At 64.3% G+C, this 25,115-nt stretch carries 24 protein-coding genes; 6 read left to right on the forward strand and 18 right to left on the reverse strand.

What is annotated here, in order from left to right; genetic code table 11:
* Window positions 1-2 precede the first annotated feature (2 nt).
* The 5 genes from AC097O_RS13630 to glyQ all read right to left on the reverse strand — a co-directional run bounded on the left by AC097O_RS13630 (window position 3) and on the right by glyQ (window position 5,372).
* Entirely contained in the window at window positions 3-875 is an 873-nt protein-coding gene (locus AC097O_RS13630) for a M48 family metallopeptidase (protein ID WP_479593343.1), read from the reverse strand.
* A gap of 9 nt (window positions 876-884) precedes the next feature.
* Window positions 885-1,619: a lysophospholipid acyltransferase family protein gene (locus tag AC097O_RS13635; RefSeq protein WP_479593344.1), complete on the reverse strand. Its 735-nt coding sequence runs from the start codon at window positions 1,617-1,619 to the stop codon at window positions 885-887.
* A 64-nt stretch (window positions 1,620-1,683) separates the two neighbouring features.
* Complete coding sequence (gene gmhB, locus AC097O_RS13640; RefSeq protein WP_479593345.1) at window positions 1,684-2,259, reverse strand: D-glycero-beta-D-manno-heptose 1,7-bisphosphate 7-phosphatase; 576 nt, start codon at window positions 2,257-2,259, stop codon at window positions 1,684-1,686.
* Window positions 2,260-2,269: 10 nt separating this feature from the next.
* On the reverse strand, window positions 2,270-4,453 hold the full coding sequence (gene glyS, locus AC097O_RS13645; protein WP_479593346.1) for a glycine--tRNA ligase subunit beta: 2,184 nt from the start codon (window positions 4,451-4,453) through the stop codon (window positions 2,270-2,272).
* A gap of 1 nt (window position 4,454) precedes the next feature.
* Window positions 4,455-5,372, reverse strand: a complete 918-nt coding sequence (glyQ, locus tag AC097O_RS13650) for a glycine--tRNA ligase subunit alpha (RefSeq protein WP_479593347.1) — start codon at window positions 5,370-5,372, stop codon at window positions 4,455-4,457.
* Between the two features lie 156 nt (window positions 5,373-5,528).
* On the opposite strand from glyQ, the gene AC097O_RS13655 reads away from it, so the two are divergent.
* Complete coding sequence (locus AC097O_RS13655; protein WP_479593348.1) at window positions 5,529-5,747, forward strand: hypothetical protein; 219 nt, start codon at window positions 5,529-5,531, stop codon at window positions 5,745-5,747.
* A 60-nt stretch (window positions 5,748-5,807) separates the two neighbouring features.
* On the opposite strand, the gene AC097O_RS13660 is transcribed toward AC097O_RS13655, so the two are convergent.
* The 11 genes from AC097O_RS13660 to AC097O_RS13710 all read right to left on the reverse strand — a co-directional run bounded on the left by AC097O_RS13660 (window position 5,808) and on the right by AC097O_RS13710 (window position 18,942).
* Window positions 5,808-6,038: a ferredoxin gene (locus tag AC097O_RS13660; protein ID WP_479593349.1), complete on the reverse strand. Its 231-nt coding sequence runs from the start codon at window positions 6,036-6,038 to the stop codon at window positions 5,808-5,810.
* Complete coding sequence (locus tag AC097O_RS13665; protein ID WP_479593350.1) at window positions 6,035-7,282, reverse strand: cytochrome P450; 1,248 nt, start codon at window positions 7,280-7,282, stop codon at window positions 6,035-6,037. The genes AC097O_RS13660 and AC097O_RS13665 overlap by 4 nt, the downstream gene beginning before the upstream one ends.
* Window positions 7,283-7,329: 47 nt before the next feature.
* Window positions 7,330-8,823 carry an aldehyde dehydrogenase family protein gene (locus tag AC097O_RS13670; RefSeq protein ID WP_479593351.1) on the reverse strand — a complete coding sequence of 498 codons (1,494 nt, stop codon included), beginning with the start codon at window positions 8,821-8,823 and terminating at the stop codon, window positions 7,330-7,332.
* Window positions 8,824-8,834: 11 nt separating this feature from the next.
* Window positions 8,835-10,433: a GMC family oxidoreductase gene (locus AC097O_RS13675; RefSeq protein ID WP_479593352.1), complete on the reverse strand. Its 1,599-nt coding sequence runs from the start codon at window positions 10,431-10,433 to the stop codon at window positions 8,835-8,837.
* Window positions 10,434-10,447: 14 nt separating this feature from the next.
* The gene (locus AC097O_RS13680) at window positions 10,448-11,806 is read right to left on the reverse strand and encodes a DUF1329 domain-containing protein (protein WP_479593353.1); all 1,359 of its coding nucleotides are present in this window, start codon (window positions 11,804-11,806) and stop codon (window positions 10,448-10,450) included.
* A gap of 38 nt (window positions 11,807-11,844) precedes the next feature.
* A complete protein-coding gene (locus AC097O_RS13685; RefSeq protein WP_479593354.1) occupies window positions 11,845-13,524 on the reverse strand; it encodes a DUF1302 domain-containing protein in 1,680 nt (559 codons plus the stop codon).
* 109 nt (window positions 13,525-13,633) lie between these two features.
* The gene (locus AC097O_RS13690; protein WP_479593355.1) at window positions 13,634-14,335 is read right to left on the reverse strand and encodes a TetR/AcrR family transcriptional regulator; all 702 of its coding nucleotides are present in this window, start codon (window positions 14,333-14,335) and stop codon (window positions 13,634-13,636) included.
* A 189-nt stretch (window positions 14,336-14,524) separates the two neighbouring features.
* Window positions 14,525-15,559 (reverse strand): type II asparaginase, encoded by a 1,035-nt coding sequence (locus AC097O_RS13695; RefSeq protein WP_479593385.1) that lies wholly within the window; start codon window positions 15,557-15,559, stop codon window positions 14,525-14,527.
* A gap of 189 nt (window positions 15,560-15,748) precedes the next feature.
* A complete protein-coding gene (lnt, locus tag AC097O_RS13700) occupies window positions 15,749-17,290 on the reverse strand; it encodes an apolipoprotein N-acyltransferase (protein WP_479593356.1) in 1,542 nt (513 codons plus the stop codon).
* Window positions 17,290-18,177, reverse strand: a complete 888-nt coding sequence (locus tag AC097O_RS13705; protein ID WP_479593357.1) for an HlyC/CorC family transporter — start codon at window positions 18,175-18,177, stop codon at window positions 17,290-17,292. Before AC097O_RS13705 ends, lnt begins: the two co-directional genes overlap by 1 nt.
* Window positions 18,178-18,252: 75 nt before the next feature.
* Window positions 18,253-18,942 (reverse strand): N-acetyltransferase family protein, encoded by a 690-nt coding sequence (locus tag AC097O_RS13710; protein WP_479593358.1) that lies wholly within the window; start codon window positions 18,940-18,942, stop codon window positions 18,253-18,255.
* 219 nt (window positions 18,943-19,161) lie between these two features.
* Here AC097O_RS13710 and AC097O_RS13715 point away from each other — a divergent pair, with 219 nt between their 5' ends.
* Window positions 19,162-19,722: an HdeD family acid-resistance protein gene (locus AC097O_RS13715; protein ID WP_479593359.1), complete on the forward strand. Its 561-nt coding sequence runs from the start codon at window positions 19,162-19,164 to the stop codon at window positions 19,720-19,722.
* A 31-nt stretch (window positions 19,723-19,753) separates the two neighbouring features.
* On the opposite strand, the gene AC097O_RS13720 is transcribed toward AC097O_RS13715, so the two are convergent.
* Entirely contained in the window at window positions 19,754-20,227 is a 474-nt protein-coding gene (locus AC097O_RS13720; protein ID WP_315244715.1) for an Lrp/AsnC ligand binding domain-containing protein, read from the reverse strand.
* Between the two features lie 100 nt (window positions 20,228-20,327).
* Between AC097O_RS13720 and phhA the strand changes: the two genes are divergently transcribed.
* Together phhA and otnI are read left to right on the forward strand one after the other, a co-directional pair.
* The gene (phhA, locus tag AC097O_RS13725; RefSeq protein WP_479593360.1) at window positions 20,328-21,194 is read left to right on the forward strand and encodes a phenylalanine 4-monooxygenase; all 867 of its coding nucleotides are present in this window, start codon (window positions 20,328-20,330) and stop codon (window positions 21,192-21,194) included.
* A 65-nt stretch (window positions 21,195-21,259) separates the two neighbouring features.
* The gene (gene otnI / locus AC097O_RS13730) at window positions 21,260-22,051 is read left to right on the forward strand and encodes a 2-oxo-tetronate isomerase (protein WP_479593386.1); all 792 of its coding nucleotides are present in this window, start codon (window positions 21,260-21,262) and stop codon (window positions 22,049-22,051) included.
* 49 nt (window positions 22,052-22,100) lie between these two features.
* Here otnI and AC097O_RS13735 read toward each other — a convergent pair whose 3' ends face one another.
* The gene (locus tag AC097O_RS13735; RefSeq protein ID WP_479593361.1) at window positions 22,101-23,024 is read right to left on the reverse strand and encodes a LysR family transcriptional regulator; all 924 of its coding nucleotides are present in this window, start codon (window positions 23,022-23,024) and stop codon (window positions 22,101-22,103) included.
* Between the two features lie 95 nt (window positions 23,025-23,119).
* On the opposite strand from AC097O_RS13735, the gene AC097O_RS13740 reads away from it, so the two are divergent.
* Together AC097O_RS13740 and AC097O_RS13745 are read left to right on the forward strand one after the other, a co-directional pair.
* Window positions 23,120-24,082 carry a Bug family tripartite tricarboxylate transporter substrate binding protein gene (locus AC097O_RS13740; protein ID WP_479593362.1) on the forward strand — a complete coding sequence of 321 codons (963 nt, stop codon included), beginning with the start codon at window positions 23,120-23,122 and terminating at the stop codon, window positions 24,080-24,082.
* Between the two features lie 9 nt (window positions 24,083-24,091).
* Window positions 24,092-25,108: a 4-hydroxythreonine-4-phosphate dehydrogenase PdxA gene (locus AC097O_RS13745; protein ID WP_479593363.1), complete on the forward strand. Its 1,017-nt coding sequence runs from the start codon at window positions 24,092-24,094 to the stop codon at window positions 25,106-25,108.
* Window positions 25,109-25,115 lie beyond the last annotated feature (7 nt).

Raw genomic sequence — 25,115 nt, forward strand, 5'->3', positions numbered from 1 at the left:
TTTTAAACCTCATCCCACTTCGGCACCACCACAGCGCGCAGCTCCGCCCGCAGCGGCACGTAGCCCGGCAGGATGGAAGCCACCGTGGCCCAGAACTGGGCGCTGTGGTCCATGTAGCGCAGGTGGCTCAGCTCGTGCACCACCACGTAGTCGATGACCGCCATGCGGTGGTGCAGCAGCCGCCAGTTCAGCCGGATCGAGCCCAGGGTGCTGGCGCTGCCCCAGCGGGTGGTGGCGTTGGACAAGGCCAGGCGCTTCCACTGCACCGCCAGTTGCGGTGCAAAGTGGTTCAAGCGCTCTACAAACAAAGCCCGCGCCTGCAGCAGCATCCATTTGTGCACGGCAGCGCGGATGTGCGCAGGCGCGGAATCCAGCGGCAGGCCCAGGTGCAGGCAGTTGTCGATCAGCAGCGCGCCCTTGTGCACCCGGTGCAGCGCGGGCTCCAGCACCAGGGTCAGCGGCTGGCCCAGGTAGGGAAATGTGGCACCGTTTTGCCACACCACGCGCGTGGCCTGCTGCTGCGCCTGGCGCTCTTGCGACTGGCCCAGCTTTTGCACGATCCAGCCGCCCTTGCTGCGCACAGCCGCGTCCACCTCGGCCAGCGGCACCCATTTCGGCGCGCTGACCACCAGGCCCTGCGCGCCCACCACAAAGCCGATGCTGCGGCGCTTGCTGCGCTTGAACGCAAAGCCCACCAGCGCGCCGGGCAGTTGCAGGGTGCGGTTGGCGGCGGGGTGCCGGTACTCGACGCTATTTGCTACTAAATCAGGAGCTGCTTGTGCCGATGGAATGGGCGCAACAGGCTGTTTTGGTGTTGATTTATCCACCACAGGTGCGAACAAATCCAACGTGGTTTGCAGCAGGCCCCGGAGCATGGCAGTGCCTTACCGGTAGGCCTCGGGGTCGAGGCGGCGCATCTCGGCCTCGATCCAGGCCTGCACTTCGGCCATCAACTCGTCTGGGCGGCGGCCCACGCTGGGAATGGGTTTGCCGATGGAGATATCCACAATGCCGGGCGTTTTGATGAAGGCCTTGCGCGGCCAGCATTTGGCGGATGTCACCGCAATCGGGATCACCGGCACACCGCACTGGATGGCCAGGCGTGTGCCGCCGGTTTTGTACTCGCCCACCTGGCCGCGGTCGATACGCGTGCCCTCGGGGAACATGATGATCCAGGTGCCCTGCCCCACCAGCCGCTTGCCCGATGCCACCAGCTTCTTGAACGCCTGCGTGCCCTGGCTGCGGTCGATGTGGATCATGTCCATGCAGGCCATGGCCCAGCCGAAGAAAGGCACGTACAGCAGCTCTTTCTTGAACACGTAGGCCAGCGGGCGCGGCATGATGGCGGGCATCAGCAGCGCCTCCCAGGTGGACTGGTGCTTGACCAGCAACACCACCGAATCCAGCGGGCCGGTGGGCAGGTTTTCCATGCCGGTGATGCGGTTCTGGATGCCCAGGATCGCGGTGCCGCTGTCCACCGCCAGCCGGAGCCAGCGCGCGCAAGCCCAGTACACCGCCGTCGGCCCGGCAAACAGCCGGATCACAAACACGGCCGTGGCCCAGGGGATGACGGTAACCGCCAAAAACAGCATGTGCAGAACAGAGCGGATCAAAGGCATTTTTAAGTCTTTTTGGCAGCTAGCGCTTATTCCATAAGCACAAGCAGCTATAAATTAAGGAGTATTAGACCGCAGGCGTTTTGGCGGCCAGCTCGCGGGAGATGAGAAACGTGGCAAACGCCAGCAGGTCCTGGTGGATCCAGGTGCCCACCGGAAACTCGGGCGGCAGCACGCCCGGCCCGCGAAACCGCGCGGCCTTGCCGGTCAGCACCACGTGCGGCTCGCAGCCCACCGCCACCCCGGCCTGCAGGTCGCGCAGGCTGTCGCCCACCGTGGGCACGCCGTGCAGGTCAATGCCAAAGCGCTCGCCAATCTGCTCGAACAGGCCCGGCGCGGGCTTGCGGCAGTGGCAGCCGTCGTCGGGCGAATGCGGGCAGAAAAACACCGCATCCACCTTGCCCCCGGCGGCAGCCAGCAGCTTGAACATCTTGGCATGCATGGCGTTGAGCGCCGCCACGTCAAACAGCCCCCGCCCCAGCCCCGACTGGTTGGTGGCCACCACCACATGCCAGCCCGCGTGGTTGAGCTTGGCAATCGCCTCCAGCGCGCCCGGCAGCGGCAGCCATTCGTCGGGCGATTTGACGAACTCGTCACTGTCCACATTGATGGTGCCGTCACGGTCGAGGATGGCGAGTTTCATGGGGTGTTTCCTATGAAGCTAATTTAGACAAATCCGCCACGCGGTTCATCGCGTTGTGCAGGCTTTGCAGCAGGCCCAGGCGGTTCAGGCGCACGTCCATGGCCTCGGCGTTGACCATCACGCCGTCAAAGAACGCGTCCACCGGCGCGCGCAGGGCGGCCAGGGACTGCAGGCTGGCGGTGTAGTCGCCTGCCTCGAACTGGGCCTGCGCCACCGGAGCGGCCTGCTGCATGGCAGCAAACAGGGCGTGCTCGGCGCTCTCCTGGAACAGCGCGGGGTTGGCGTGCGGGTCTACCGCGTCGGCTTTTTTCAGGATGTTGCCGATGCGCTTGTTGGCGGCTGCCAGCGCGGCGGCTTCGGGCAGGGCGGCGAAGGCGCGCACGGCGGCCAGGCGCTTGGGGACTTCGGCCAGGCGCTGCGGGCGCAGGGCCAGGACGGCATCGACCTCTTGGGCGCTGTAGCCTTCTTCGCGCAGTGAGCCGCCCAGGCGGTCGTATATGAAGGAGGACATGCGATCCGCTCCAACTTCATCCAAGTTCCAACCAAACTCATACTCAGCAGCATCTCCAGCCTGCCTGGCATTCGTTCCATGGGCAGCGCCAGAGAATGCGTTAGAAGCAATACCGACTAACTGCGTTAATTCGAGCGGCAAATTTCCTTCAATCAGCATGCGGATCACGCCCAGCGCGTGGCGGCGCAGGGCGAACGGGTCCTTGTCGCCGGTGGGCAGGTTGCCGATGCCGAACATGCCGACCAGGGTTTCCAGCTTGTCGGCCAGCGCCACGGCCACGCCCACGGGGTTGCGCGGCAGGGTGTCACCGGAGAAGCGGGGTTTGTAGTGGTCTTCGATCGCGTCTGCAACGTCCTGGCTCAGGCCATCGTTCAGCGCGTAGTAGCGGCCCATGGTGCCTTGCAGCTCGGGGAATTCGCCCACCATGTCGGTGACCAAGTCGGTCTTGGCCAGCAGCGCGGCCTGGTCGGCCTGTTGGGCCAGCGCGTCGCCGCCCAGTTGCAGCGCAATGGCCTTGGCGATGGCACGCACGCGCACCACGCGCTCACCTTGCGAGCCGAGCTGGTTGTGGTAGACGACTTTGTCCAGCCCCGCCACGCGCGACTCCAGCGTCTTCTTGCGGTCCTGGTCGAAGAAGAACTTGGCATCGGCCAAGCGGGGGCGTACCACGCGCTCGTTGCCGCCTATGACCTGGCTGGCATCCGCCGGGCTGATGTTGCTGACGATCAGAAACTGGTGGGTCAGCTTGCCGGCAGCGTCCAGCAGCGGGAAGTACTTCTGGTTGGCCTTCATGGTCAGGATCAGGCATTCCTGCGGCACGCCCAGGAATTCTTCTTCGAAGCTGCAGACCAGCACATTGGGGCGCTCGACCAGGGCGGTCACTTCGTCCAGCAATGCTTCATCTTCGATAGCACGCACACCATTACCGATGCGCGCAGCGGCCGCATTCAGCTGGTTAACGATGTCGGCGCGGCGGTCGGCAAAGCTGGCGATCACTGCGCCCTCTTCCCGCAGTTGCTGCGCGTAGCTGTCGGCATCTTTTAGCTGCACCGGGTCCACGGCGGCTTCAAAGCGGTGGCCGTGGGTGGTGTTGCCGGACTGAAGGCCCAGGGCCTCGACGGGCACCACGTCCGCGCCATGCAGCGCCACCAGGCCATGCGCGGGGCGCACGAAGCTGACGCTGGTCCAGCCGGGCTGGGCGCAGCCGCGGCTCAGCTGGTAGGTCATGACCTTGGGAATCGGCAGCTTGGCAATCGCTTCCAGCAGGGCTTTTTGCAGGCCTTCCTGCAGGCGGGCACCGGCCACCGTGCGCTCGAAAAACAGGGCTTCGGCCTTGCCGTCCAGGGCGCGTTTCAAACCGGCCACGGCTTCTGGCCCGGCACCCAGGGCTTGCAGCTTTTTCAGCAGCGCGGGGGTAGCTTGGCCATCGGCAGTCAGGCCCACGGCCACGGGCATCAGTTTGGCGGATACAGCCTTGTCGGCGGCGAACGGGGCCACGGCGGTGATGTGCGCGGCCAGGCGGCGCGGCGAGGCGAAGGCGGTGGCTTGCGATTCAGCCGAAGCCAAACCTTGCGCCTTGAGTTGCTCCAGCAGCACGGCGGCGAACGCATCGCCGAGTTTCTTCAAGGCCTTGGGTGGCAGCTCTTCTACAAACAGCTCCACCAGTAAATTCTTAACGCTCATATCAGGCGGCTTTCTTTTCAATCTGGGCCAGGGCTTCGGCGGCCCAGTCTTTAGGGGCCATCGGGAAGCCCAGGCGGGCGCGGCTGTCGAGGTAGCTTTGTGCCACGCCGCGGGCCAGGTTGCGGATGCGGCCCAGGTAGGCGGCGCGCTCGGTCACGCTGATGGCTCCGCGTGCGTCCAGCAGGTTGAAGCTGTGGGCGGCTTTGAGCACCTGCTCGTAGGCGGGCAGCGCCAGGCTCGCCGTCACCAGGTGCTTGGCCTGCTTTTCGTGGGCCGTAAACGCGGTGAACAGGAAGTCGGTGTCGCTGTGCTCGAAGTTGTAGGTGGACTGCTCCACCTCGTTTTGCTTGTACACATCGCCATAGCTGAGCCCATCGGTCCAGACCAGGTTGTAGACGTTGTCCACGCCTTGCAGGTACATCGCCAGGCGCTCCAGGCCGTAGGTGATTTCGCCGGTGGCGGGCTTGCAGTCCAGGCCGCCCACCTGCTGGAAGTAGGTGAACTGGGTGACTTCCATGCCGTTGAGCCAGACTTCCCAGCCCAGGCCCCAGGCACCCAGGCTGGGGTTTTCCCAGTCGTCTTCGACGAAGCGGATGTCGTTCTTCTTGAGGTCAAAGCCCAGGGCTTCGAGCGAGCCCAGGTACAGCTCCAGGATATTGGCCGGGGCGGGCTTCAAGACCACCTGGTACTGGTAGTAGTGTTGCAGGCGGTTGGGGTTTTCGCCGTAGCGGCCATCTTTGGGGCGGCGGCTGGGCTGCACGTAGGCGGCCTTCCAGGGCTCGGGGCCGATTGCTCTTAAAAAAGTAGCGGTATGCGACGTACCCGCGCCCACTTCCATGTCGTAAGGCTGCAAAAGTGCACAGCCTTGCTCAGCCCAGTAGGACTGCAGGGTCAAGATAATTTGCTGGAATGTCTTCATGGAGGTCTGCAAAGGGGGGAATCGCCGGGGGCGGCAATTTAACCTTCGATTTTACGGGGCTGTGGAATATGTCACGTAATGCACATAGGCACACCCTGGGTGCTATTTCACATTCGTTACATTCATGCCCAATAGGCATGAGAAAAAGGGGCTCACATGGAAGAAGCAGGCAGCAACTTCAGTTGGTTTATGACGTACCTGATCGCCAGCATTCTGTTGATTGCGGGCGCAGCCGCGGGGATCATGGTGTGGCAGTACCGCAAACATAAGCGCGAGCGGCGCACGTCGGCGCGCAAGGCACGGGCCCGCGTGCGGGCCTGGCGAGATGGCAAGCCCACGCCCTCGCAACAGGCCGAACTTTCGCATAAAAAATAGCTCTATCGCTTATTCCATAAGCACGAAAAGCTCCTTTTTATATAGCAATTCATGTAACGATCAACGCCCTCCCGCGCCTGGCCTGGGGCGCGGCACCCAGGCATCCTCCACGCTCAACGCCCCTTCCGGGCAGGCCCGCACCGCGCGCTGGGCCAGTGCCTCCAGGCCGGGGGGCACCTCAAAACTGGTGGTGGCGATGTAGCCGTTGTCGTCCAGCGTGAATAGCTCAGGGGCCACATGTTGGCAGCGGGCATGGCCCACACAGGCGCTGGTGTTGACAACGACTTTCATGCCGCCGCCCACGCCAGGTGCAGATCATCCACCCCAAACACGCCCGCAGCGCGCACGCGCACCGTTGTGTCGGCTACCAAATGGAACGGCGGCAGGTTTGCCAGCCACAGCTCGATAGCGATGCGCAGCTCGCGCCGCGCCAAGTGCGAACCCAGGCAGCGGTGCACGCCGTAGGCAAACGCCATATGCGGCACGTGGGCATCGGCGCGGTTGAAATCGACCTTCTCGGGATTCACGTACTTTTCGGGGTCCAGGTTGCCCAGCTCGGTGCTGATCAGCACGTAGTCGCCACGGCGCATGGTGGCTTCGCCGATGGTCACGTCTTGGGTCACGGTGCGGCGCATGTTGACGATGGAATAGGCGCGCAGCATCTCTTCCACTGCCTGGGGAATACGGTCGGGGTTCTCACGCAGCTCGGTCTGCTGTTCCGGGTGCCGCGCCAGGTGCAGAAACATGAAGCCCAGGCTGGAGGTCACGGTGTCCAGCCCGGCCAGAAACACCAGAAAGCAGATGCCAAACACCTCATCGTCGGTCAAAGGCTTGCCGTCGATCTGGCTGGCGATCAACGAGCTGGTGAAGTCGTCGGTGGGCTGGGCGCGCCGCTCGGCGATGCGCTCGCGCAGGTAATCGCGGATCTGCATGACCGCGCCCACCACCACCTGCATGTCCTGGCTTTTCACCAGGGCCTGGGTCCAGGCGACAAAGCGCCCTACTTCGCTGGTGTCCCAGCCCATCACGCGCAGAAAGATCAGCGTGGGAAATTGCTCGGCAAACTCGGTGTTGAAGTCGCAGCTGCCCCGCGCGGCAAAGTTTGCCATCAGCGCGCTGGCCTGGGCGCGGATGTCGGCCTCCAGCGCGTCAACGCGCTTGGGTGCAAACAGCGGGTTCAGCAGCATGCGGTACTTGGCGTGGTTGGGCGGGTCGATTTCCAGCGGAATCAGGCTCCAGGTTTCGCCCAGCATCTGGGGGAACGGCGTGGCGGCGGTGCTGGTAAAGGTTTCGGTGTCTTGCAAAATTTGCCGCAAATCGTCGGACCGGCGTGGCACCCAGCAGCCGGGCAGGTAGCCCAACCGGGGCACGTAGAAGATCGGCGGTGTGCTGAAGTGCAGGCTGGCGGCATGCGCGTGGGCATCCTGGCCTTGGGCCGAAATTTCTTCCCACAGGTTCCAGTCGCGCACCAAGTGGGGCGGCACGTGGGACGGTATGGGGGAAAAAATGGACGTGGGTGGGGATGCAGTGGTCATGGTGACTCGCTTTTTTAGGTCAACTGAGCGCGCAAACGCGGCTCAGTTCACAGGCCAATCGGAAAGACGATGGATTTCTCGTGCGTGTACTCGTGCTGCCAGCCCGCACCGTATTCGCGGCCCAGGCCCGAGCGCTTATAGCCACCAAAAGGCGCGTCGTTCTGGCGGTACAGGCCGCCGTTGATGACCACGCCGCCGGTGCGCATTTGCAAGGCCATCTCGTAGGCCTTGGCCGGGTCGCGCGAGTGGATGCCGCCGTACAGGCCGTAGCGGCTGTCGTTGGCGATCTGCACGGCCTCTTCATCGGTGTCGAAACCGATCACGCTGGCCACCGGGCCAAACACCTCGTCCTGGGCGATGCGCATGCTGTTGTGCACGTCGTCAAACACGGTGACGTTGTAGAAGAAGCCCTTGCCCAGGTGGGCAGGTTTGGTGCCGCCCAGCACCAGCTTGGCGCCTTCGTCGCGGCCCATTTGCACCATGCGCTCCACCCGGTCGCGGGCGGCACCGCGGATCAGCGGGCCCAGCTGGGTGGCGGGGTCGGCCGGGTCGCCCACCACGATGTGCCCGGCGATGGCTTTCATCATCTCCACATAGGCGGGGCGGATGCTGTTGTGCACCAGGTGCCGGGTGGCCAGCGCACAGCCCTGGCCGCAGTGGGTAGCGACCTGGAACACGCCTTCCATGGCGGCTTTTTGCACATCGGCATCGGCGCGCACGATCAGGGCCGACTTGCCGCCCAGCTCCAGCAGCACCTTTTTGATGGTGGGTGCGGCCTGGCCCAGAATCGCCACGCCCACGGCTTCGGAGCCGGTAAAGGTAACCATGTCCACGCGGGCATCGCTGGTCAGCGCCTGGGCCACTTCGGGGCCACCGGTCACGATGTTCAGCACGCCGGGCGGCAGGCCGATTTCGCTGGCGATTTCACCAAACAGCAGGGCCGAAAACGGGGTGTACGGCGAGGGCTTCAACACCATGGTGTTGCCCGCCAGCAGCGCTGGCACGATCTTCGACAAATTGATCAAAAACGGCGCGTTGTAGGCGGTGATGGCCGTGACCACGCCCACCGGCTCGCGCACCACCACGCCAGAGCCAATCAGCGCCGGGCCGCTGGGGTTGAACGGGTTCATGGACGTGCCCACCGGCAGGGTCTGGGTGGACGGCAGCAGCGAACGCTCCAGCGCCAGCGCAAACAGCTCCATGGGCCGGGCGTAGTTCATCATGTGGGCCAGGGCCAGCGTGAAGCCGCCTTCGGCCACCATCAGCGTCTTCATGCGGTCGGCACGCTCCACCAGGGCGGTGTGCATACGGCGCATGAACGCCGTGCGCTCGGCCTGCGGCAGGCGCGGCCAGGGGCCACTGTCGAAGGCCTGGCGGGCGGCAGCCATGGCGGCATCGGCCTCGGCCACCGCGCCCACCGGGGCCAGCCCGATGACCGCCTCGGTGGCGGGGTTGAGCACTTCTTCTTGCGCACCGCTGGCAGGCGGCACCCACTGGCCGTTGATGTACAGGCCGTTGAAACGGGTGAAGGGAATCGTCATAAAAATATCTTTCAAACTGCTGGCTGGGGGCCGCGGATAAGTTCTGCCGCGCGCATGGCCATGGCCATGGCGGGGCCGTTGGTGTTGCCGGAAATCAGCGTGGGCATGACCGAGGTGTCGATGACCCGCAGGCCCTGCACACCGCGCACGCGCAGCTGCGGATCGACCACCGAGGCCGCATCACTGCCCATACGGCAGGTGCCCGCCACGTGGTAGGCGGTATTGCCAAACTTCAGGTAGGCATCGACCAGCTCGGCATCGCTTTGGTAGGCCGGGCCGGGGGCCACCTCTTCCACCACATAGGGCTTCAGGGCGGGCTGCGACAGCATGCGGCGCATGGTGCGGATCAGGTCGGCGGCGTGGCGCTGGTCGTGGGCGGTGTGCAGGTAGTTCACGTCGATGTCCAGCGCCGCCTGCGGGTCGCGCGAGGTGATCTGTACCGAGCCTTCGCTGTCCGGTTGGGTGACATACCCCACCCAGGTCATGCCGGGGGCGGAGTCGATCACCACCTTGTCGTTCTTCACTGCCACCGAGTACAGGCCGATGCCCAGCTCGGCATCCGGGCGGGCCAGCTCGGGCCGGGTTTTGACCAGGCCGCAGAGCTCGTGCGCGGCAAAGGTCATGGGGCCGGAATGCGCGCCAAAGTAGCGCAGCAGGTTCTTGCCCAAGCGCCAGCCCTGGTACTCCTGGTTCATGCTGCCTTCGCGGATGCGCACATGCATCAGGATGCAGCGGTGCTCCAGCAGGTGCTGGCCCACACCGGCCGAGTCGGCCACCAGCGGAATGCCCAGGCGCTGCAGCAAGGCCGCCGGGCCCACACCCGACAGTTGCAGCAGCTTAGGGCTGTGCAGGGCCCCGGCGCACAAGACCACCTCGCGGCGGGCTTTGACCACCGAGCGCACGCCGTCTTGCAGCAGCTCCACGCCCACCGCCCGCGTGCCTTCAAACACCACGCGCTGCGCGTCCACACCGGTGCGCACTTCCAGGTTGGGGCGGGCCCGTGCCGGGGTCAGGAAGGCCTTGGCGGCGCTCCAGCGCTGGCCTGCAAAAATGGTGCGCGGCTGGTAGCCCATGCCGCCCTGGGGCGCGGCGTTGACATCTTCCACACGCGGCACACCGGCCTGCTCGCTGGCGGTGAGAATCGCCTCGTACAGCGGGTTGTCGCGCGGGTGCATCGAAATCTTGAGCGGCCCGCCGGTGCCGCGCCATTCGCCCTCGCCGAGTTCGTGGTCTTCCATGGCTTTGTAGCAGCGGCCAATGTCGGACCAGGCCCAGCCGGTGCAGCCTGCCGCTGCCCAGTCGTCGTATTCAGACGGCAGGCCGCGCATGTAGACCATGCCGTTGACCGAGCTGGAGCCGCCGAGTGCGCGGCCCTTGAGCCATTCTTCCTGGCCGCGCCCCGGCCCCATCGAAGCCTTGTAGCTCCAGACGTGGGGGTTGGTGGGGTCCAGCAGCTTGCCAATACCGCGCGGCATATGGACCAAGGGGCTGGTGTCGGGCGGGCCGCTTTCCAGCAGCAGCACCCGGCAGGCAGGGTCGCGCGACAGCTCGCTGGCCAGCACGCAGCCGGACGAACCGGCCCCCACGATCACATAGTCAAACTCATTCATGGTGGGCGGTCCGGTTAGCGCACGGTTTCGCGGCCCACGATGGCCTCGGCGCTCATGTCGGTCTCGGGCAGGTTCTTGGGCGATATCTGGTAGGCCCCGTCGCCGATCAGCAGCATCATGCGTTTGCTGAAGTCGTAGGTAATGGTCTTGCCGCTGTACGGGGTGAGGTGGTCATACAGCTGGATGGTGGTCTGGAACATGCCGCGGTAGAGCTCGCCGTTCTTGTCAAACGCATCGAACATGCCCGCACCGGTGCCGTCCTCGTCGATGTAGTAGGTGCGCTTGGCATAGGCGTGGCGCTGGCCCGCCTTGAGGGTGGATTCGACCACCCAGACGCGGTGCAGCTCCCAGCGCTCGCAGCCCGGGTTCAGGTGGGTGCCTACAAAATGCTCGGCCCCCTTGCACTCGCCGTAGAACTTGTAGCTGTTGTACGGGATCAGCATTTCCTTGCGGCCCACCAGCTTGAAGTCGAAGCGGTCCATCTTGCCGGAGAACAGGAACAGCTCGTCGAACAAGGTGACCCCGCCCAGCTGCGACACCGGTGTGTCATAGGCAAACTCGGGGGCCAGCTTCACGCGGCGCTGGCCGGGCGAATAGTTGAAGGCGCGGCGCGGCTTGGCATCCATGTCCAGGTAGTCGGTCAGCATGGTCATCTGGCCGGAGATGCGCGACGGTGCCTTGGCCACCGAGTAGGTGCGCAGGATCATGTTCGGGTCGCGGTCCTTCTGGTCCATCTGGAAGTAGGGCCGCTCGGTACGCGTGAACTGGTCGGACACCACCGTGGGCGAGCCGTTGGAATCCACCAGCCAGCTCAGGCCGTGCTGGGTGGTTACGTCGGTAGCCACGCTGTAGCGCAGCGTGAGGTTCCACATCACCTCGTAGCCATTTTTAGGAATGGGAAACGGGATGCCGCCACGGCAGGCTGCATCGACCGAGAAGTAGTCTTTGCTGCCTGCGCAGGTGGTGGCATTGCGCACCGTGGCCTTGAGCACCGCATCGGGGTAGGCTGCCGACCGGTGGGTGGGGAACACGTCGATGTAGTAATCGGCGTAGGTTTTGAGCAGGTACTTTTGCGATTCGCTGAGCTTCTCGGCGTGCTGCGACATGTTCTTGCCGTCGATGCGGTACAGCGGCTTTTCACCCGCAAACGGGTCGGCCCAGTAGCCGCTGGCGGGCTTGAAGCTGGCCGGGGCCTTGGTCAGCCCGCCGGTGTATTCAGGGATGGTTCCGTCTTTGTTAGCGGCCTTGATGGCACCAAAATCGGTGAGCGTGGTGCCCAGGGCCTTGGCCTCTTCGGCCGATACGGCGGCGTGACCGGGGCTGGCCAGGGCGACCAGACTGGCCGCCATCAACAGTGCGATTGGGGTTTTCATGTCTCTGTGTCTTTCTAGAAAATCGTGTTTGGGGCAGGTCAGAAGCTGGTCTTGTAGGTAAACACCAGCCAGCTGCGGTCGTTGGTGGCCGGGCCACCGCTACCACCCACCAGCGTGCTGCCCGAAGGGTCGTACTTGGCACGGGCACGCGAGTCGGAATACAGCAGCTGGAACTCGTGCTTTTGCGCATAGGTGGCCTTGGCACCGATCGACCAGGTCAGCGCGCCTTCATTGCCGCCACCGGACGACGACGCGTTGCCATGCAGGCCGTAGTTCAGCGACATCGGGAACTCCAGGTCCACCGACGGTGCCACCTGCAGGTACTGCGGCGTGAACACCATGCCCATGCCCAGGTAGTCCTTGGTCGAGCAACCGTCGCTCTTGTCACCCGGGCCACCGGCGGGATTCAGGCAGGCGGCACTGCCGGCACGCTGAAAATACGCCTCGTTGGCGGTTACTTTTTGCAGGCGGCTGTAAGCCACCTCGGCCAGCAGCGAGCCGGTGTCGAACAGCGGCGTTTTGGGCAGCAGGTACACGCCGTTGACCAGCGCATGCCAGGTGTCGCCACGCGGGCCTTCGTTGGTCACCGGGTTGAAGCCAGCGGCATTCAGCGCACCGTTCTTGCGGTACGACACTTCGGCCCCCACGCTGACCGGGCCCACCACCCGCGCAAAGCTGGTGCCCAGCATCTGCACTTTCTTGGGGTACACCAATTGGTAGCCGGTGGGCACCGTGCCGACACCGGGAATGGTGACAAAGTTGTTGACGTTGGGCGAGAACCAGGGGTTGTAGTCGTCAAACTGGCGGTAGTACAGGCCGAGTGTGGATTCGATGGATTCGGCGTTCAGCTTGGCGCTCAGGCCGAAGTTGCCGGTGTTCTTGGGCTTGATCGACTCGGTCCGGTTGAGGGAGAAGCCTGGTGCCAGCGGCAGGCGGTCCGGGCCTTCAAAGAAGAAGTCGGCTGGGGCAAAGAAGGTGCCGCCGTAGGGCAGACGCGAGGGCTTCCACTCCAGAAAATACTGCGCCGCCAGCGACAGATTGGGCGTGGGCTGGAACTTCAAATACACCTGCCCCAACGGCAGGAACACTTCTTTCAGCTCGATGCCGGGGCTGGTGACCGCCTTTACGCCGTCTACCGGCGACTGCGAGTACGAAATCGCGTGCGCGCCCAGCAAATAGGCTTCGCCCCAGTAGTTGGTGAGGCGGCCGACCTTCAGATTGGCGGGTTTGTCGCCGATGCGGAAGTTGCTCCACACAAAGGCATCCAGAAACTCGGCCGACGGGCCGCGGGTATAGCGCTTGACGGTGTTGTTGTACTGGTCGTTGTTGTAGCTGCTGGTGTAGCCGGGCACGGTGGTGCGCACCGAGGTGTCGTTGTAAGACGCGTCATACCAGCCTGCGGCGCTGACCCGGGCACCGAAGTCATTTTTGTAGGTGACATCCAGCTCGCTCAGCACGTCCAGGCGCTTGGTGACGAAGTCGCCCCGGCCAAACTTGCCATCGGACTCGTCGTAGTTGGGGTTGTTCAAAATCCGGCTGTCGGGCGCGCCGGTACGCACACCGGCGTTGAGGCGGATGGTGTTGTCCCAGCGGATGGTCACATCGGGCGAGCCGGTGTCGATCTGGATGGCCAGCGCTGGCAGTGCGCAGCCCGCAGCACAGCTGAGCAGGCCCGCACGCAGCATGCGCTGCCGTGGTGAGTGGGGTTTTTTAGGCATGGTCGTGTCTCTTTTTTCTAGGGGTGGGTCAAAAAATGGCCAAGCTGCGCCCAGCCCACCGCGCAGGGTGGATCGGCAAGATTGGCCAGAACAGGGAAGGAGGACGGCGCTAGCGCGGCATGGCGACCACCTCCTGCGCAGCGGCGGTCAGGGGCAGACCGGTTGCCAGGAAGCCGCGCAGCACCACCAGCAGCATTTCTGCGGTGTGGGGGCGGGGGCGGCGGTCGGGGGTCATGGGGCTGGGCAGGCTGAGCGACATGCTCATCGCCAGCAGAATTTCGGCCAGGTCCTCGTACGAGGCGGTGGGGGTCTTACCCACCCGCTCGAACATGCGCGACAAAAACAGGCAGCACACCGATTTGATGCCTTCGTGGTATTGCCGGTACTCTTCTGCCAGCACCGGGTCGCGCAGGGCGCAGAGGTAGATCTCGATGCTGATCAGCGCCCACAGGCCGTCGGGGTCGAACTGGGCGGCGCGCAGGTCCATGGCGCGCAGGGCATCTTCCACGTCGGTGGACTCGTCGGCCAGGCGCACCCAGTGGGGCGACTCGTTCACCATCTTGCTGCGCATCAGGTCCAGCAGCAGCGATTCCTTGTTGGTGAAGTTGGCGTAGAACGCGCCCCGGGTGAAGCCCGCGGCTTCGGCAATGCGTTCAGCCGAGGTACCGGCCACGCCGCGCAGCGCAAACTCGGTCAACGCCGCGGCCCGCAGCAGCTCTTTGGTCTGCTCGCGGCTTTCTTCGCGGCTCAGACGCTGGCGGGGTTTGGGTTTGGGCTTGGGTGCAGTGGGGTCGGTTGATTTCAGATGCATGTATGAATCTTAGTTCTTGCACGCATCCAAAAAATGGGGACTTACCCGGAGTTGGACAATTTTCTGGTATGTGTTCTATTTAAATTAGAATTTTTAAATAAAAAGAGCCGCCAGCGCTTATTTGATAAGCACGAGCAGCTCTTATTTATGTAGCAAACGGCTTGGCTGCCGTGCGCACATCGTCAGGGATCAATACTCCCAGAAGATGCGTTGCAGTTCTTTGGTGTCGCTGGTCTTGGTCAAGGCGACCATGGCCAGGATGCGGGCCTTTTGGGGGCGCAGGTCGTGGGCCACGACCCAGTCGTACTTGTCGTCGGGCTGCTCGGCGTTGCGCAGCACAAAGCCGTCGGGCACGCGGGCGCTGCGGATCACGATGGCACCGTCGGTGCGCACTTTTTGCAGGAAGGGGACGATGCGGTTGGCCACCGAACCGTTGCCGGTACCGGCGTGCACCAGGGCTTTCACGCCGCTCTTGCCCAGCGCCTCGATGGCGGTGGGTTCCACGCCTTCATAGCCCATGGCGATGCCGACGTTGGGCAGCGCCGTGATGCTGTCGATGTCGAACTCGGAGTTCATGGTGTGGCGCTTGACCGGGGCGCGGAACCAGTAGTTCTTGCCCTCTACCACCATGCCCAGCGCGCCCCATTGGCTGGAGAAGGCGCTGGTTTTGATGTTGACGTTTTTGCTGACGTCGCGGCCGCTGTCGATGTTGTCGTTCATGGTGACCAGCACGCCCTTGCCCATGGCATCTTTGCTGCCCGCCACGTTGACGGCGCTGTACAAGTTCAGCGCGCCATCGGCCGACAAGGCGGTGCCGGGGCGCATCGAGCCCACCACCACGATGGGCTTGTTGGTGCGGATGGTCAGGGTCAGGAAGTAAGCGGTTTCTTCCAGGGTGTCGGTGCCGTGGGTGATGACGATGCCGTCGACATCGGCCTGTTTGCTCAGGGCCGAGACGCGCTTGGCCAGGGTCATCAGGTTGTCGTTGGTCAGGCTTTCAGAAGCTACCTGGAACACCTGCTCGCCCTTGACGTTGGCCACATTGGCCAGCTCGGGCAGACCGGCAATCAGCTTGTCCACACCGACCTTGGCGGCGGCATAGGTGGCGCTGTTGATGGCCGAAGCACCGGCACCGGCGATGGTGCCGCCGGTGGCCAAAATCACCACATTGGGCTTGGCCGCCTGGGCTTGGGCCAAAGATACCAGCGCGGACATGGCGACCATGGCAGCACCGGCAATGAATTTTTCGATCCGGAAAGGGGTTCGCATAAAAAGGCTCCAGGGGGTTAAAAAGTGCCTCTTGTGAGAGGTGCCCGATACTATCGGTGCGCACTCTTTATGCTAAGCAAGACCCATGCCTTCTAGACATAACCCGCCACAGAACGCTCATACACCGGGTTTTCACCGACGGGTTCAACGGCGTAGGTGCCGGGTCCCCATCCAGGCCAGCGCCCAGGCCAGCAGGCCCAGCCCCCACAGCGGCCACAGCCCCATGCGGGCCACCCACCAGGCGTAGGGCGTGATGCGCCAGCCGCTGGTGGCGTTGAGCCCCCGGCCCTGCACTTCGCCCACCAGCACGCCACGCGTCAGCCGGGGCAGCGCCTGCACGACCTGGCCGCGGTGGTCGATGATGGCGGTGGCACCGGTGTTGGTGGCGCGCAGCATGGGCCGCTCGAACTCCAGGCTGCGCATGCGCGAGATGGCCAGGTGCTGGTCGATGGCCAGCGAGTCGCCAAACCAGCCAATGTTGCTGACGTTGACAAAGATGGTCGGGGCCTGTGCCGGGTCGATGAAGCGCGCACCCAGCTCTTCGCCAAACAGATCTTCGTAGCAAATATTCGGTGCCAGGCGCTGGCCCGCCACCGCCAGCGACGGCTGACCCACCGCGCCCCGGTTGAAGTCGCCCAGCGGGATGTGCATCATCTCGGTGAACCACCTAAACAGCGGCGGAATGAACTCGCCGAACGGCACCAGGTGGTGCTTGGCATAGGTGTAAGGCTTGGGGCTGCCGGGTTGCAAGCCCACCACGGCGTTCAGGTAGCCTTCTTGGGCATTGCCCAGCGGCACGCCGACCAAAGCCGTTTGCCCGCCGCTGGCAAAGCGCTGCAGCAAACCCGCCCAGTAGCCTGCAGGCAACTGCTGCGGCAGCATGGGAATGGCGGTTTCGGGGGCGACCACCAGCGGGGTGCGGGCCTGGGCCAGCTGCTCGCCGTACCAGTTCAGCGCCACCGGTACCCCGGCACCCAGCTCAAACTTTTCGTCCTGCGGGATATTGCCCTGCAGCAGCGTGACCGGCAGGCTGGCCGCCGGGTCATTGGCAGGCTGCACCACCGCATCGGCCGTGGCCACCAGCAACGCCACCAGCGCCAGCACCCGCCACTGGCGCAACACTCCACAGGCCGCCACCAGCGAAGCCACCCAGCCCACGCCGTACACGCCGATATAGGGTGCCAGCAGCGCCAGCCCGTCGAGCTGGGCATAGCCGCCCGCACCCCAAGGGAAACCGGTCAGCCACTGGCCGCGCGCCAATTCGGCCAACAGCCATGAAAATGCAAAAACAATAGCACGCCACGCTGGATGGATGGGCGCTAGGGCCTTAAAACATCCACAAGCCAGCGCATACACCAGGGCCAGCGCTCCAGCCAGCCCGGCCACCGCCAGCACGGCCAGCACCGCAGGCAGGCCGCCATAGGTGTGCATGGAAATAAACAACCACCAGAAGGTGCCGCCCAGCCAGGCCCAGGCAAACAGCCCGCCCAGCAGGGCTGCGCGCCGGGGCGAGGCCGCGCGTTCCACCAGCCAATACAGGCCGGCCATGGACAGCAGTTGCAGCCACCACAGAGGCTGGCCGTTCCAGGGGTTGGCTATGGAAAGGGCCTGCGCGCCACCGAACACAGCGGCCAGCAAGAGGTCGCCCAGCCCGGTGTGGCGGGGGCTGCGGAACAGGCCCCTCATCAACCGCTGGTGTCGGTATCGGACACCGGCGACACCTTGAACCAGCGCACCGCGCCGCCCTTGGCGTGCAGCACCACAAAGTTCAGTCCGGCCATGGCATGGTGCTCGCCGCGCTTGGGCACGTGGCCCATTTCGTGGGCGATCAGGCCGCCGATGGTGTCGAAGTCGTCCTCGGGGTCGGTGCCGGCCAGCTTCACGCCAAAGGCTTCGTTGACGCGCTCAATGGAGGTGTCGCCGCTGACGCGGTAGGTGCGGTCGGCCAGGCCGAAGATGTCGCCGTCGTCCTCGGCAATGTCGAACTCGTCTTCGATCTCGCCCACGATCTGCTCCAGCACGTCTTCGATGGTGATCAGCCCGGCGATGCGGCCAAACTCGTCGACCACGATAGCCAGGTGGTTGCGGTTGCCGCGGAACTCGCGCAGCAGGTCGTTCAGGCCCTTGGTTTCGGGCACAAACACCGCCGGGCGCAGCAGGGCGCGGATGTTCAGCTCGGGGGCCCGCTGTAGCTTGAGCAGGTCCTTGGCCATCAGAATGCCGATGATGTTTTCGCGTTCACCCTCGTAGACCGGAAAGCGCGAGTGGGCGGTTTCGATCACGATGTGCAGCAACTCGTCAAACGGTGCGGCAATGTTGAGCAGGTCCATGCGCGTGGCCGCCACCATCACCTCGCCTGCGGCCATGTCGGCCATGCGGATCACCCCCTCCAGCATGGCGCGCGACTCGGCACCAATGATGTGGTTGTCCTCGGCTTCGGACAGGGTTTCCAGGAGTTCGTCGCGCGAATCGGGTCCGGGGTGGATGAATTCGGCGAGTTTTTGCAGAAAGCCACGCTTGTCTTCCCGTTCAGGAACAGAGGAGGACGAGCGCGCGGGGTAAGGGTCTGACACAGCCTTGGATGCAGGACGTGCGGTTGTTGAGGAGGCTCAAGGATAGCTGATCCCCAAGACGGCGGCCGGAAATCCTCAGGCTGCCGACTTGTGGCGGGCATCCTGGACACCCTGGCGCACGCTTTGCAGACCGCCAAGCAGGTCCCAGAAATTTTTCGCCTGGGTCTTGAACTGGTAGTCGGTCTGGGCGATCTGCTCGGCCACCATTTCGGTGACACGGCTGTCCAGCGTGGCGGGCGGCAGGCGCAAAAAGGCCTCGGCTTCGGAGCCGTCGCGCTCCACCGTGGCCCCGGCCTTGCGGGCGATTTTGAGCATGGCGGTGTTTTCGCTCAACGCGTGGACGAACAACAGCTCTACCCCTTCGTTGCTGGCGTGCATGGTGGCCCGGTCGAACAGGCGCGCGCCGTAGCCCCGGCCCCGAGCGGTGGGCCGCACAGACACGCCAAACTCGGCACACGACTTGAACTGCGGATTCACCGAATACGCCAAGTGCGCCATGGCAATCAGTTCCAGCTTGCGGTTGTAGATGCCAAAGATGTCGTCTTTTACAAAATCAAGGCTGTCCACATATTCCAGGATGTTGCGGTCGGCGGCGTTGTAGCCAAAGCGCAGATAGCGGTCGCGCGGGTCCAGTGCCAGCAGGTGGGCGGCAATGCGCTCGCGGTGGCCCTCGCCCAGGGAGCGGATAGGCACCATCGTGGGCGCGGCTGCACGGGGCACGACCAGGGCCAGGGGTGCAGGGGACGGTTTGTGAAAATCGGACATCCTTGGAATATACGGGTTTTCCCTTAAAACACCAGCCCCCGACCCTGCCCGGTCTGTGGACTAGTCGCCATCTCCGCCGTCCATGCCAATTAGTGCCTATTTGCCCGACCGGAAAACAACAATTTATTACGCACGCACCAGCCAGACGGCATAAAATTTGCATGCATTTTGTCAATAATGAGTGACTTCCGGTATTTTTTCACAGACAGGGGCCGCACCATGCGTATAACCACCGACTATTTTCTAACCCAGATGGGCCGCCAATGGGGCTGGGTGGTGTTTCGCGGGCTGGTGGCCATCGTCTTTGGCGGGCTGGCCTTGATGGTGTCAAACCGCGAATTCGAAGCCCTGGCCCCGATTTGGGGCGGCTACGTGGTCGCCGACGGCTTCCTGGCCCTGCTCACCGCCTACCAGATCCGCGAAAAGAACCGCCCCTGGTGGTCGCTGGCGGTGGTGGGCTTGGTCGGCGTATTGGCCGGTTGGTTCATCTTTGTCTTGCCCGGCAAAACCATGGGCCTGCCTTCGCTGGTGGCCCTGTGGTCGCTGGCCATGGGCGCCTTCCAGATTGTGGCGGCCATGCGCATGCGCCAGTCCATCAAGGGCGAGTGGAGCCTGATTTTGTCGGGTGCGCTGGCCGTGTTGTTCGGCGTGTTGCTGCTGATCATCCCCAGTGAATACACCGCCGCCATCGACTGGCTGATCATCGGCTTTTCCATGAGCTTTGGCCTGTTGGTCATCGCGTTCGGCCTGCGCCTGCGCAACGCGGCCTACGTGGCATAAACCCCGAAAACCCCGAAAACTCCGTAAAGGCCTACACCGGCAAGGCGGTGGTGGCCTTCACGTGGTCCAGCACAAAGCTGGTTTTGCAGTCTTCCACGCTGGGGTGCTTGAGCAGCGTATCCATGATGAAGCGGGAGTAAGCCGCCATGTCCTGCACCACCACGCGCAGCAAATAGTCCATCTCACCCGTGAGCGACGCGCATTCCACCACCTCGGGCCAGGTCTGCACGCTGGCGCGGAACACGTCCATGGGGTTGCGCTTGTGGGTTTCGGTGTGCTTTTCCAGCCGCACGTTGAGATAGGCCGTCAGGCCCAGGCCCACCGCTTCGGGTTTGACCAGGGCCACGTAGCGATCAATCACCCCCGAGTCTTCCAGCCGTTTGACGCGCCGCAGCACCGCGCTGGGCGACAGGCTCACCTGCTCTGAAATCTGGTCGTAGGTGGCCCGGCCATCGGCTTGCAGGCTGCGCAGAATCAGGCGGTCAATCTTGTCGAGTGTTTCCATGGGTTGGATTTTGCAACTTTCCTGCACAGAAAGGCCAAACATGCAGTAAAGCTAAATCGCCTGCGGTCTACAGTGCAGGCATTGACCCAGGAGACATGCAATGGCCACAGAACCCGCCGTCTATGCCCCGACTTACGGTAGCAGCGACCGCCCACCCCGGGGCGACTACGCCCGCGACGGCCTGGTGCTGGCCGACTACACCTGCCCGCAAAACTACGCGGCCTACACGCCCCAGGACCACGACACCTACCGCCGCCTGTTCGAGCGCCAGTCGGCCCTGCTGCCCGGCCTGGCCTGCGACGAATTCATCGCCGCCCTGCCCTCGCTGGGGGTGAAAGACCGGATTCCGCGCTTCGAGGAAATCAACGAAAAGCTGCATCCCGCCACCGGCTGGGAGGTAGTGGCCGTGCCCGGGCTGATCCCCGAGGTGCCGTTTTTCACCCTGCTGGCCAACCGCAAGTTCCCGGTGACCGACTGGATCCGCACGCCCGCCGAGTACGACTACATCGTCGAGCCCGATGTGTTCCACGACCTGTTTGGCCATGTGCCGCTGCTGTTCAACCCGGTGTTTGCCGAGCACATGCAGGCCTACGGCGCGGGCGGCCTGAAAGCGCACCGCCTGGGTGCCTGCGAGCTGCTGTCGCGTCTGTACTGGTACACCATCGAGTTCGGCCTGGTGCGCCAGGCCAACGGCCTGCGGGCCTATGGCGCGGGCATCCTCAGCTCGTCGGGCGAGCTGCAGTACAGCGTGCGCAGCCCCGAGCCGCAACGCATTGGCCTGGACGTGACCCGCTGCATGCGCACCCGCTACAAGATCGACAGCTACCAGCAAACCTACTTCGTGATCGACAGCTTCCAGCAACTGTTTGACATGACCGCCCCCGACTTCACCCCGCTGTACACGCAGGTGCAGGCCCTGGGCGACATCGCCGCAGACGCGCGGCTGGCCAGTGACCGTATGCTATGAATAAATGAGCTGCTTACGCCGATGGAATAAGCGCCAGCGGCATGAAAAGCTTGCAAAATAGCGGCATGCCCCAATTTGCCGCCAACCTCACCATGCTCTACCCCGAGCATGCCTTTCTAGACCGCTTTGCCGCCGCTGCTGCGGACGGCTTCACCGCCGTCGAAATCCTGTTCCCCTACGCCTTTGCCGCCACCGACCTGGCCGCGCAACTGCGTGCGCACGGCCTGCAGCAGGTGCTGATCAACGCCCCGCCCGGAGACTGGGATGCGGGCGAGCGCGGCCTGGCCTGCCTGCCGGGCCGCGAAGCCGAGTTTCGCCAGCTTTTTGCCCAGGCCCTGGACTACGCCCACGCCCTGGACTGCCCGCGCATCCACGTGCTGGCCGGGCGGCTGCCTGCGGGCCAGAGCTTTGACAGCCTGCGCCCGGTGTTTGAAGCGAATCTGGCCTGGGCCGCCGAGCAGGCCGCGGCAGCGGGTCGGGCGGTGCTGATCGAGCCCATCAACACCCGCGACATGCCCGGCTACGCCTTGAACCACCAGGCCCAGGCGCACAGCGTGGTGCAGGCCGTGGGTGCGCCCAACCTGCAGGTGCAGATGGACCTGTACCACTGCCAGATCATGGACGGCGACCTGGCCACGCAGCTGCGCACCTATGTGCCCACAGGCCGGGTCGGCCACATCCAGATCGCCGGGGTGCCCGACCGGCACGAGCCGGACGAGGGCGAAGTGCACTACCCGTATCTGTTCACGCTGCTGGATAGCCTGGGCTACACCGGCTGGGTGGGCTGCGAGTACCGCCCCCGGCACGGCACTTCGGAAGGCCTGGGCTGGATGCGCCGTGCACTACAAAATAAGTAGCTGCTCACGCTCAAGGAATAAGCGCTAGAGGCCTAAAAGACTTAAATGCTTAAGCGTGCAGCAATTCCAGAAACCGGGCCGTCGCCACGCCCACAGGCCGGTCGCTGCGCACGATGCTGCCGTAGGCGGCCAGCTTGTGGGCGATGGTGTAGGGCAATATCTTCAGCAGGCCATGGGTCTGGTAGCGGCTGGCGCTGGACTCGGGAATTACCGCAATCATCTGGGTCTTGAAAATCAGGTTCGTGGTGGTGAGGATGGACGAGGTCTCGATCAGCCCCCGCTGCACGCTGGCATGGTGGTCGCGAAACTCCTGCTCCAGCACCTCGCGCATGGGGCTGCCATGGGGCTGCAAAATCCAGGGGAACTGCAGCAAGTCGTCAAACGCCACGCTGGCTTGCTCCGCCAGCGGATGGTCTACCGCCACCACCACCGATAACGGCTCGTCACCAATCGGGCGAAAGGCGTGGTTCTGCCTCGCCGGGCCCAGCATGCGGCCAATCACCACGTCCAGCACGCCTTCGCGCATCTGCTCCACCAGCCGGTCGCTGGTGTCGACCGCAATCTCGATGGCCAGCAGCGGGTACTCCTGTTTCAGGCGGATCAGGCTGTCGGTCAGCAGCACCGGCGACGCGGCCATGATGCTGCCGATGAACAGCTTGCCCGCTCCGCCCAGGCGCAGGTCCTGCAGCTCGCGGCCCAGCGCCTCCATGGTGCCGCGCATGCCGCGAAAGGTGTTCATCACCGCCTGGCCCGCCGGGTTCAGTTGCAGGCCGCGCCCCACCCGGTCAAACAGCGGCTGGCCCAGCGCGTCCTCCAGCTCGTGCAGCATCTTGGTGGCCGCGGGCTGCGTCATGCCCAGCTGCTGCGAAGCCGCGTGCAGGGTGCGGTGCGCGTCAATCGCCAGCAGCAAGGCCACCTGGCGCATGCGCAAGCGGTTCAGCAACTGGGCGGTGGTGTCGGTGGTAGGCCTCATTTGATAACCCCAGGCAATCAATGCATCAAATACTTTCACTATACGGGAATCAATCGGCTTTCTAAGATGCGGTCCAACACAACACGGAGACACGCATGCGCACACCCTTTTGGCTAGCCGCCGCCACCGCCCTGGCCTGCACCAGCTTTGCCACCCAGGCCCAGGAATGGCCGAGCAAGCCGGTCAAAATCCTGGTCGGCTCGGCTCCCGGCGGCGGCACCGATGCCATGGCCCGCGCCGTGGCCGACCGCCTGGGCCCGCTGCTGAAACAGCCGGTGGTGGTAGACAACAAGCCCGGTGCCTCCAACACCCTGGCCGCCGACCTGGTCGCCAAATCCACCGACGGCCACACCCTGCTGATGGGCGTGTCCACCGCCCAGGCGATTGCGCCGCATTTGCTCAAGCTCAACTACGACAGCAACAAAGACCTGGTGCCGGTGGCCTTTGTGGGGTCGGTGCCGAATGTGCTGGTGGTCAACACCGCCGTGGGAGCCACCGACGTGGCCTCGCTCATCAAGCTAGCCAAGGCCAAGCCCGGCCAGATGAACTACGCCACCAGCGGCACCGGCAGCACGCAGCACATTGCGGCCGAGCTGTTCAAGGAATCGGCGGGCGTGTTCATCACCCACATCCCCTACCGCAGCAGTGGCCCGGCCATGGTGGACCTGATTGGCGGCCAGGTGCAAATGAACTTTGACACCCTGCCCTCGGTGATCGGCCAGATCAAGGCGGGCAAGATCAAGGCCCTGGCGGTGGCCGCGCCCAAGCGCAACAGCCAGTTGCCCGACGTGCCGACCCTGGCCGAGGCGGGTGTGAAAGGCGTGGAAATGAGCGCCTGGTACGGCATCTACATGCCCGCCAGCACGCCCAAGGCGGTGCAGGAGCGGGTGCTGGCCGAGGTGCATAAAGTGCTGGCCATGCCCGAAACCCTGACCCGGCTGGACGGCATTGGCGCAGAAGTCACGCCCATGGCGCAAGCCAAATTCCAGGAATTCCACAACGCCGAATACCAGCGCTTTGGCGAGCTGATCAAGCGCAAGAACATCAAACTCGACTGAGGAGAAAGCATGCAAAACACACAAGCTGTGGTGGCCCTCACCCTGGGCGACCCCGCGGGCATTGGCCCCGAGCTGATTGCCCGCCTGCTGGGCCAGACCGATGCCACCACCCACGCCAACATCGTGCTGGTAGGCGATGCCTGGCTCTGGGCCGACGGCCAAAAAACTGCCGGTGTGCAGGTCGCCACCCAGCCGGTGCGCAGCTTTGCCGAGGTACGCGCCCGGGCCGACACCAGTCTGCCCGCCTGGCTGCCCATGGACACCGTGGCTGCAGACCAGGTGGTGCGCGGCCAGGCGCAGGCGGTGGGTGGCGCGTCGGTGCTGCAAGTGCTGAACGCCTGCATGGACGCAACCCAGCGCGGCGAGGTGGATGCCATCTGCTTTGCCCCGCTGAACAAGTTCGCCATGAAGCAAGGCGGCCTGAAGCACGAAGATGAGCTGCACCACTTTGCCGAATACCTGGGTGTGAAAAGCTACTTTTGCGAATTCAACACCCTGGGCGATTTGTGGACCTCGCGCGTGTCGTCGCACATCCCCCTCAAGGATGCCGCCAGCTACCTGACGCAAGAGCGCATCCAGCAGGCCACGCGGTTGATCTACCGCTCACTGCAAGCGGCGGGCGTGGCCGCGCCGAAGGTAGCAGTGGCGGCTTTCAATCCGCACGGCGGCGACGGCGGCACCTGTGGCCGCGAAGAGATCGACACCATCATCCCCGCCGTGGCCGCGCTGAACGCCGAGGGCCTGGCTATTGGCGGCCCGTTCCCCGCAGACACCATCTTCCTGAAGGCGCGCGACGGGGAGTACCAGGCCATCGTCACCATGTACCACGACCAGGGCCAGATCGCCATCAAGCTGATGGGTTTCAGCAAGGGCGTGACAGTGCAGGGCGGCCTTCCCGTGCCCATCACCACACCCGCGCACGGCACGGCCTACGACATTGCAGGCCTCGGCAAAGCCGATGCCAACGCCACCTACAACGCCTTCCGCATCGCCGCCCGCATGGGCCTGGCCCAACCTACGAACTGAAGAGAGA

It is taken from the genome of Rhodoferax sp. LS1P39 (assembly GCF_056521425.1).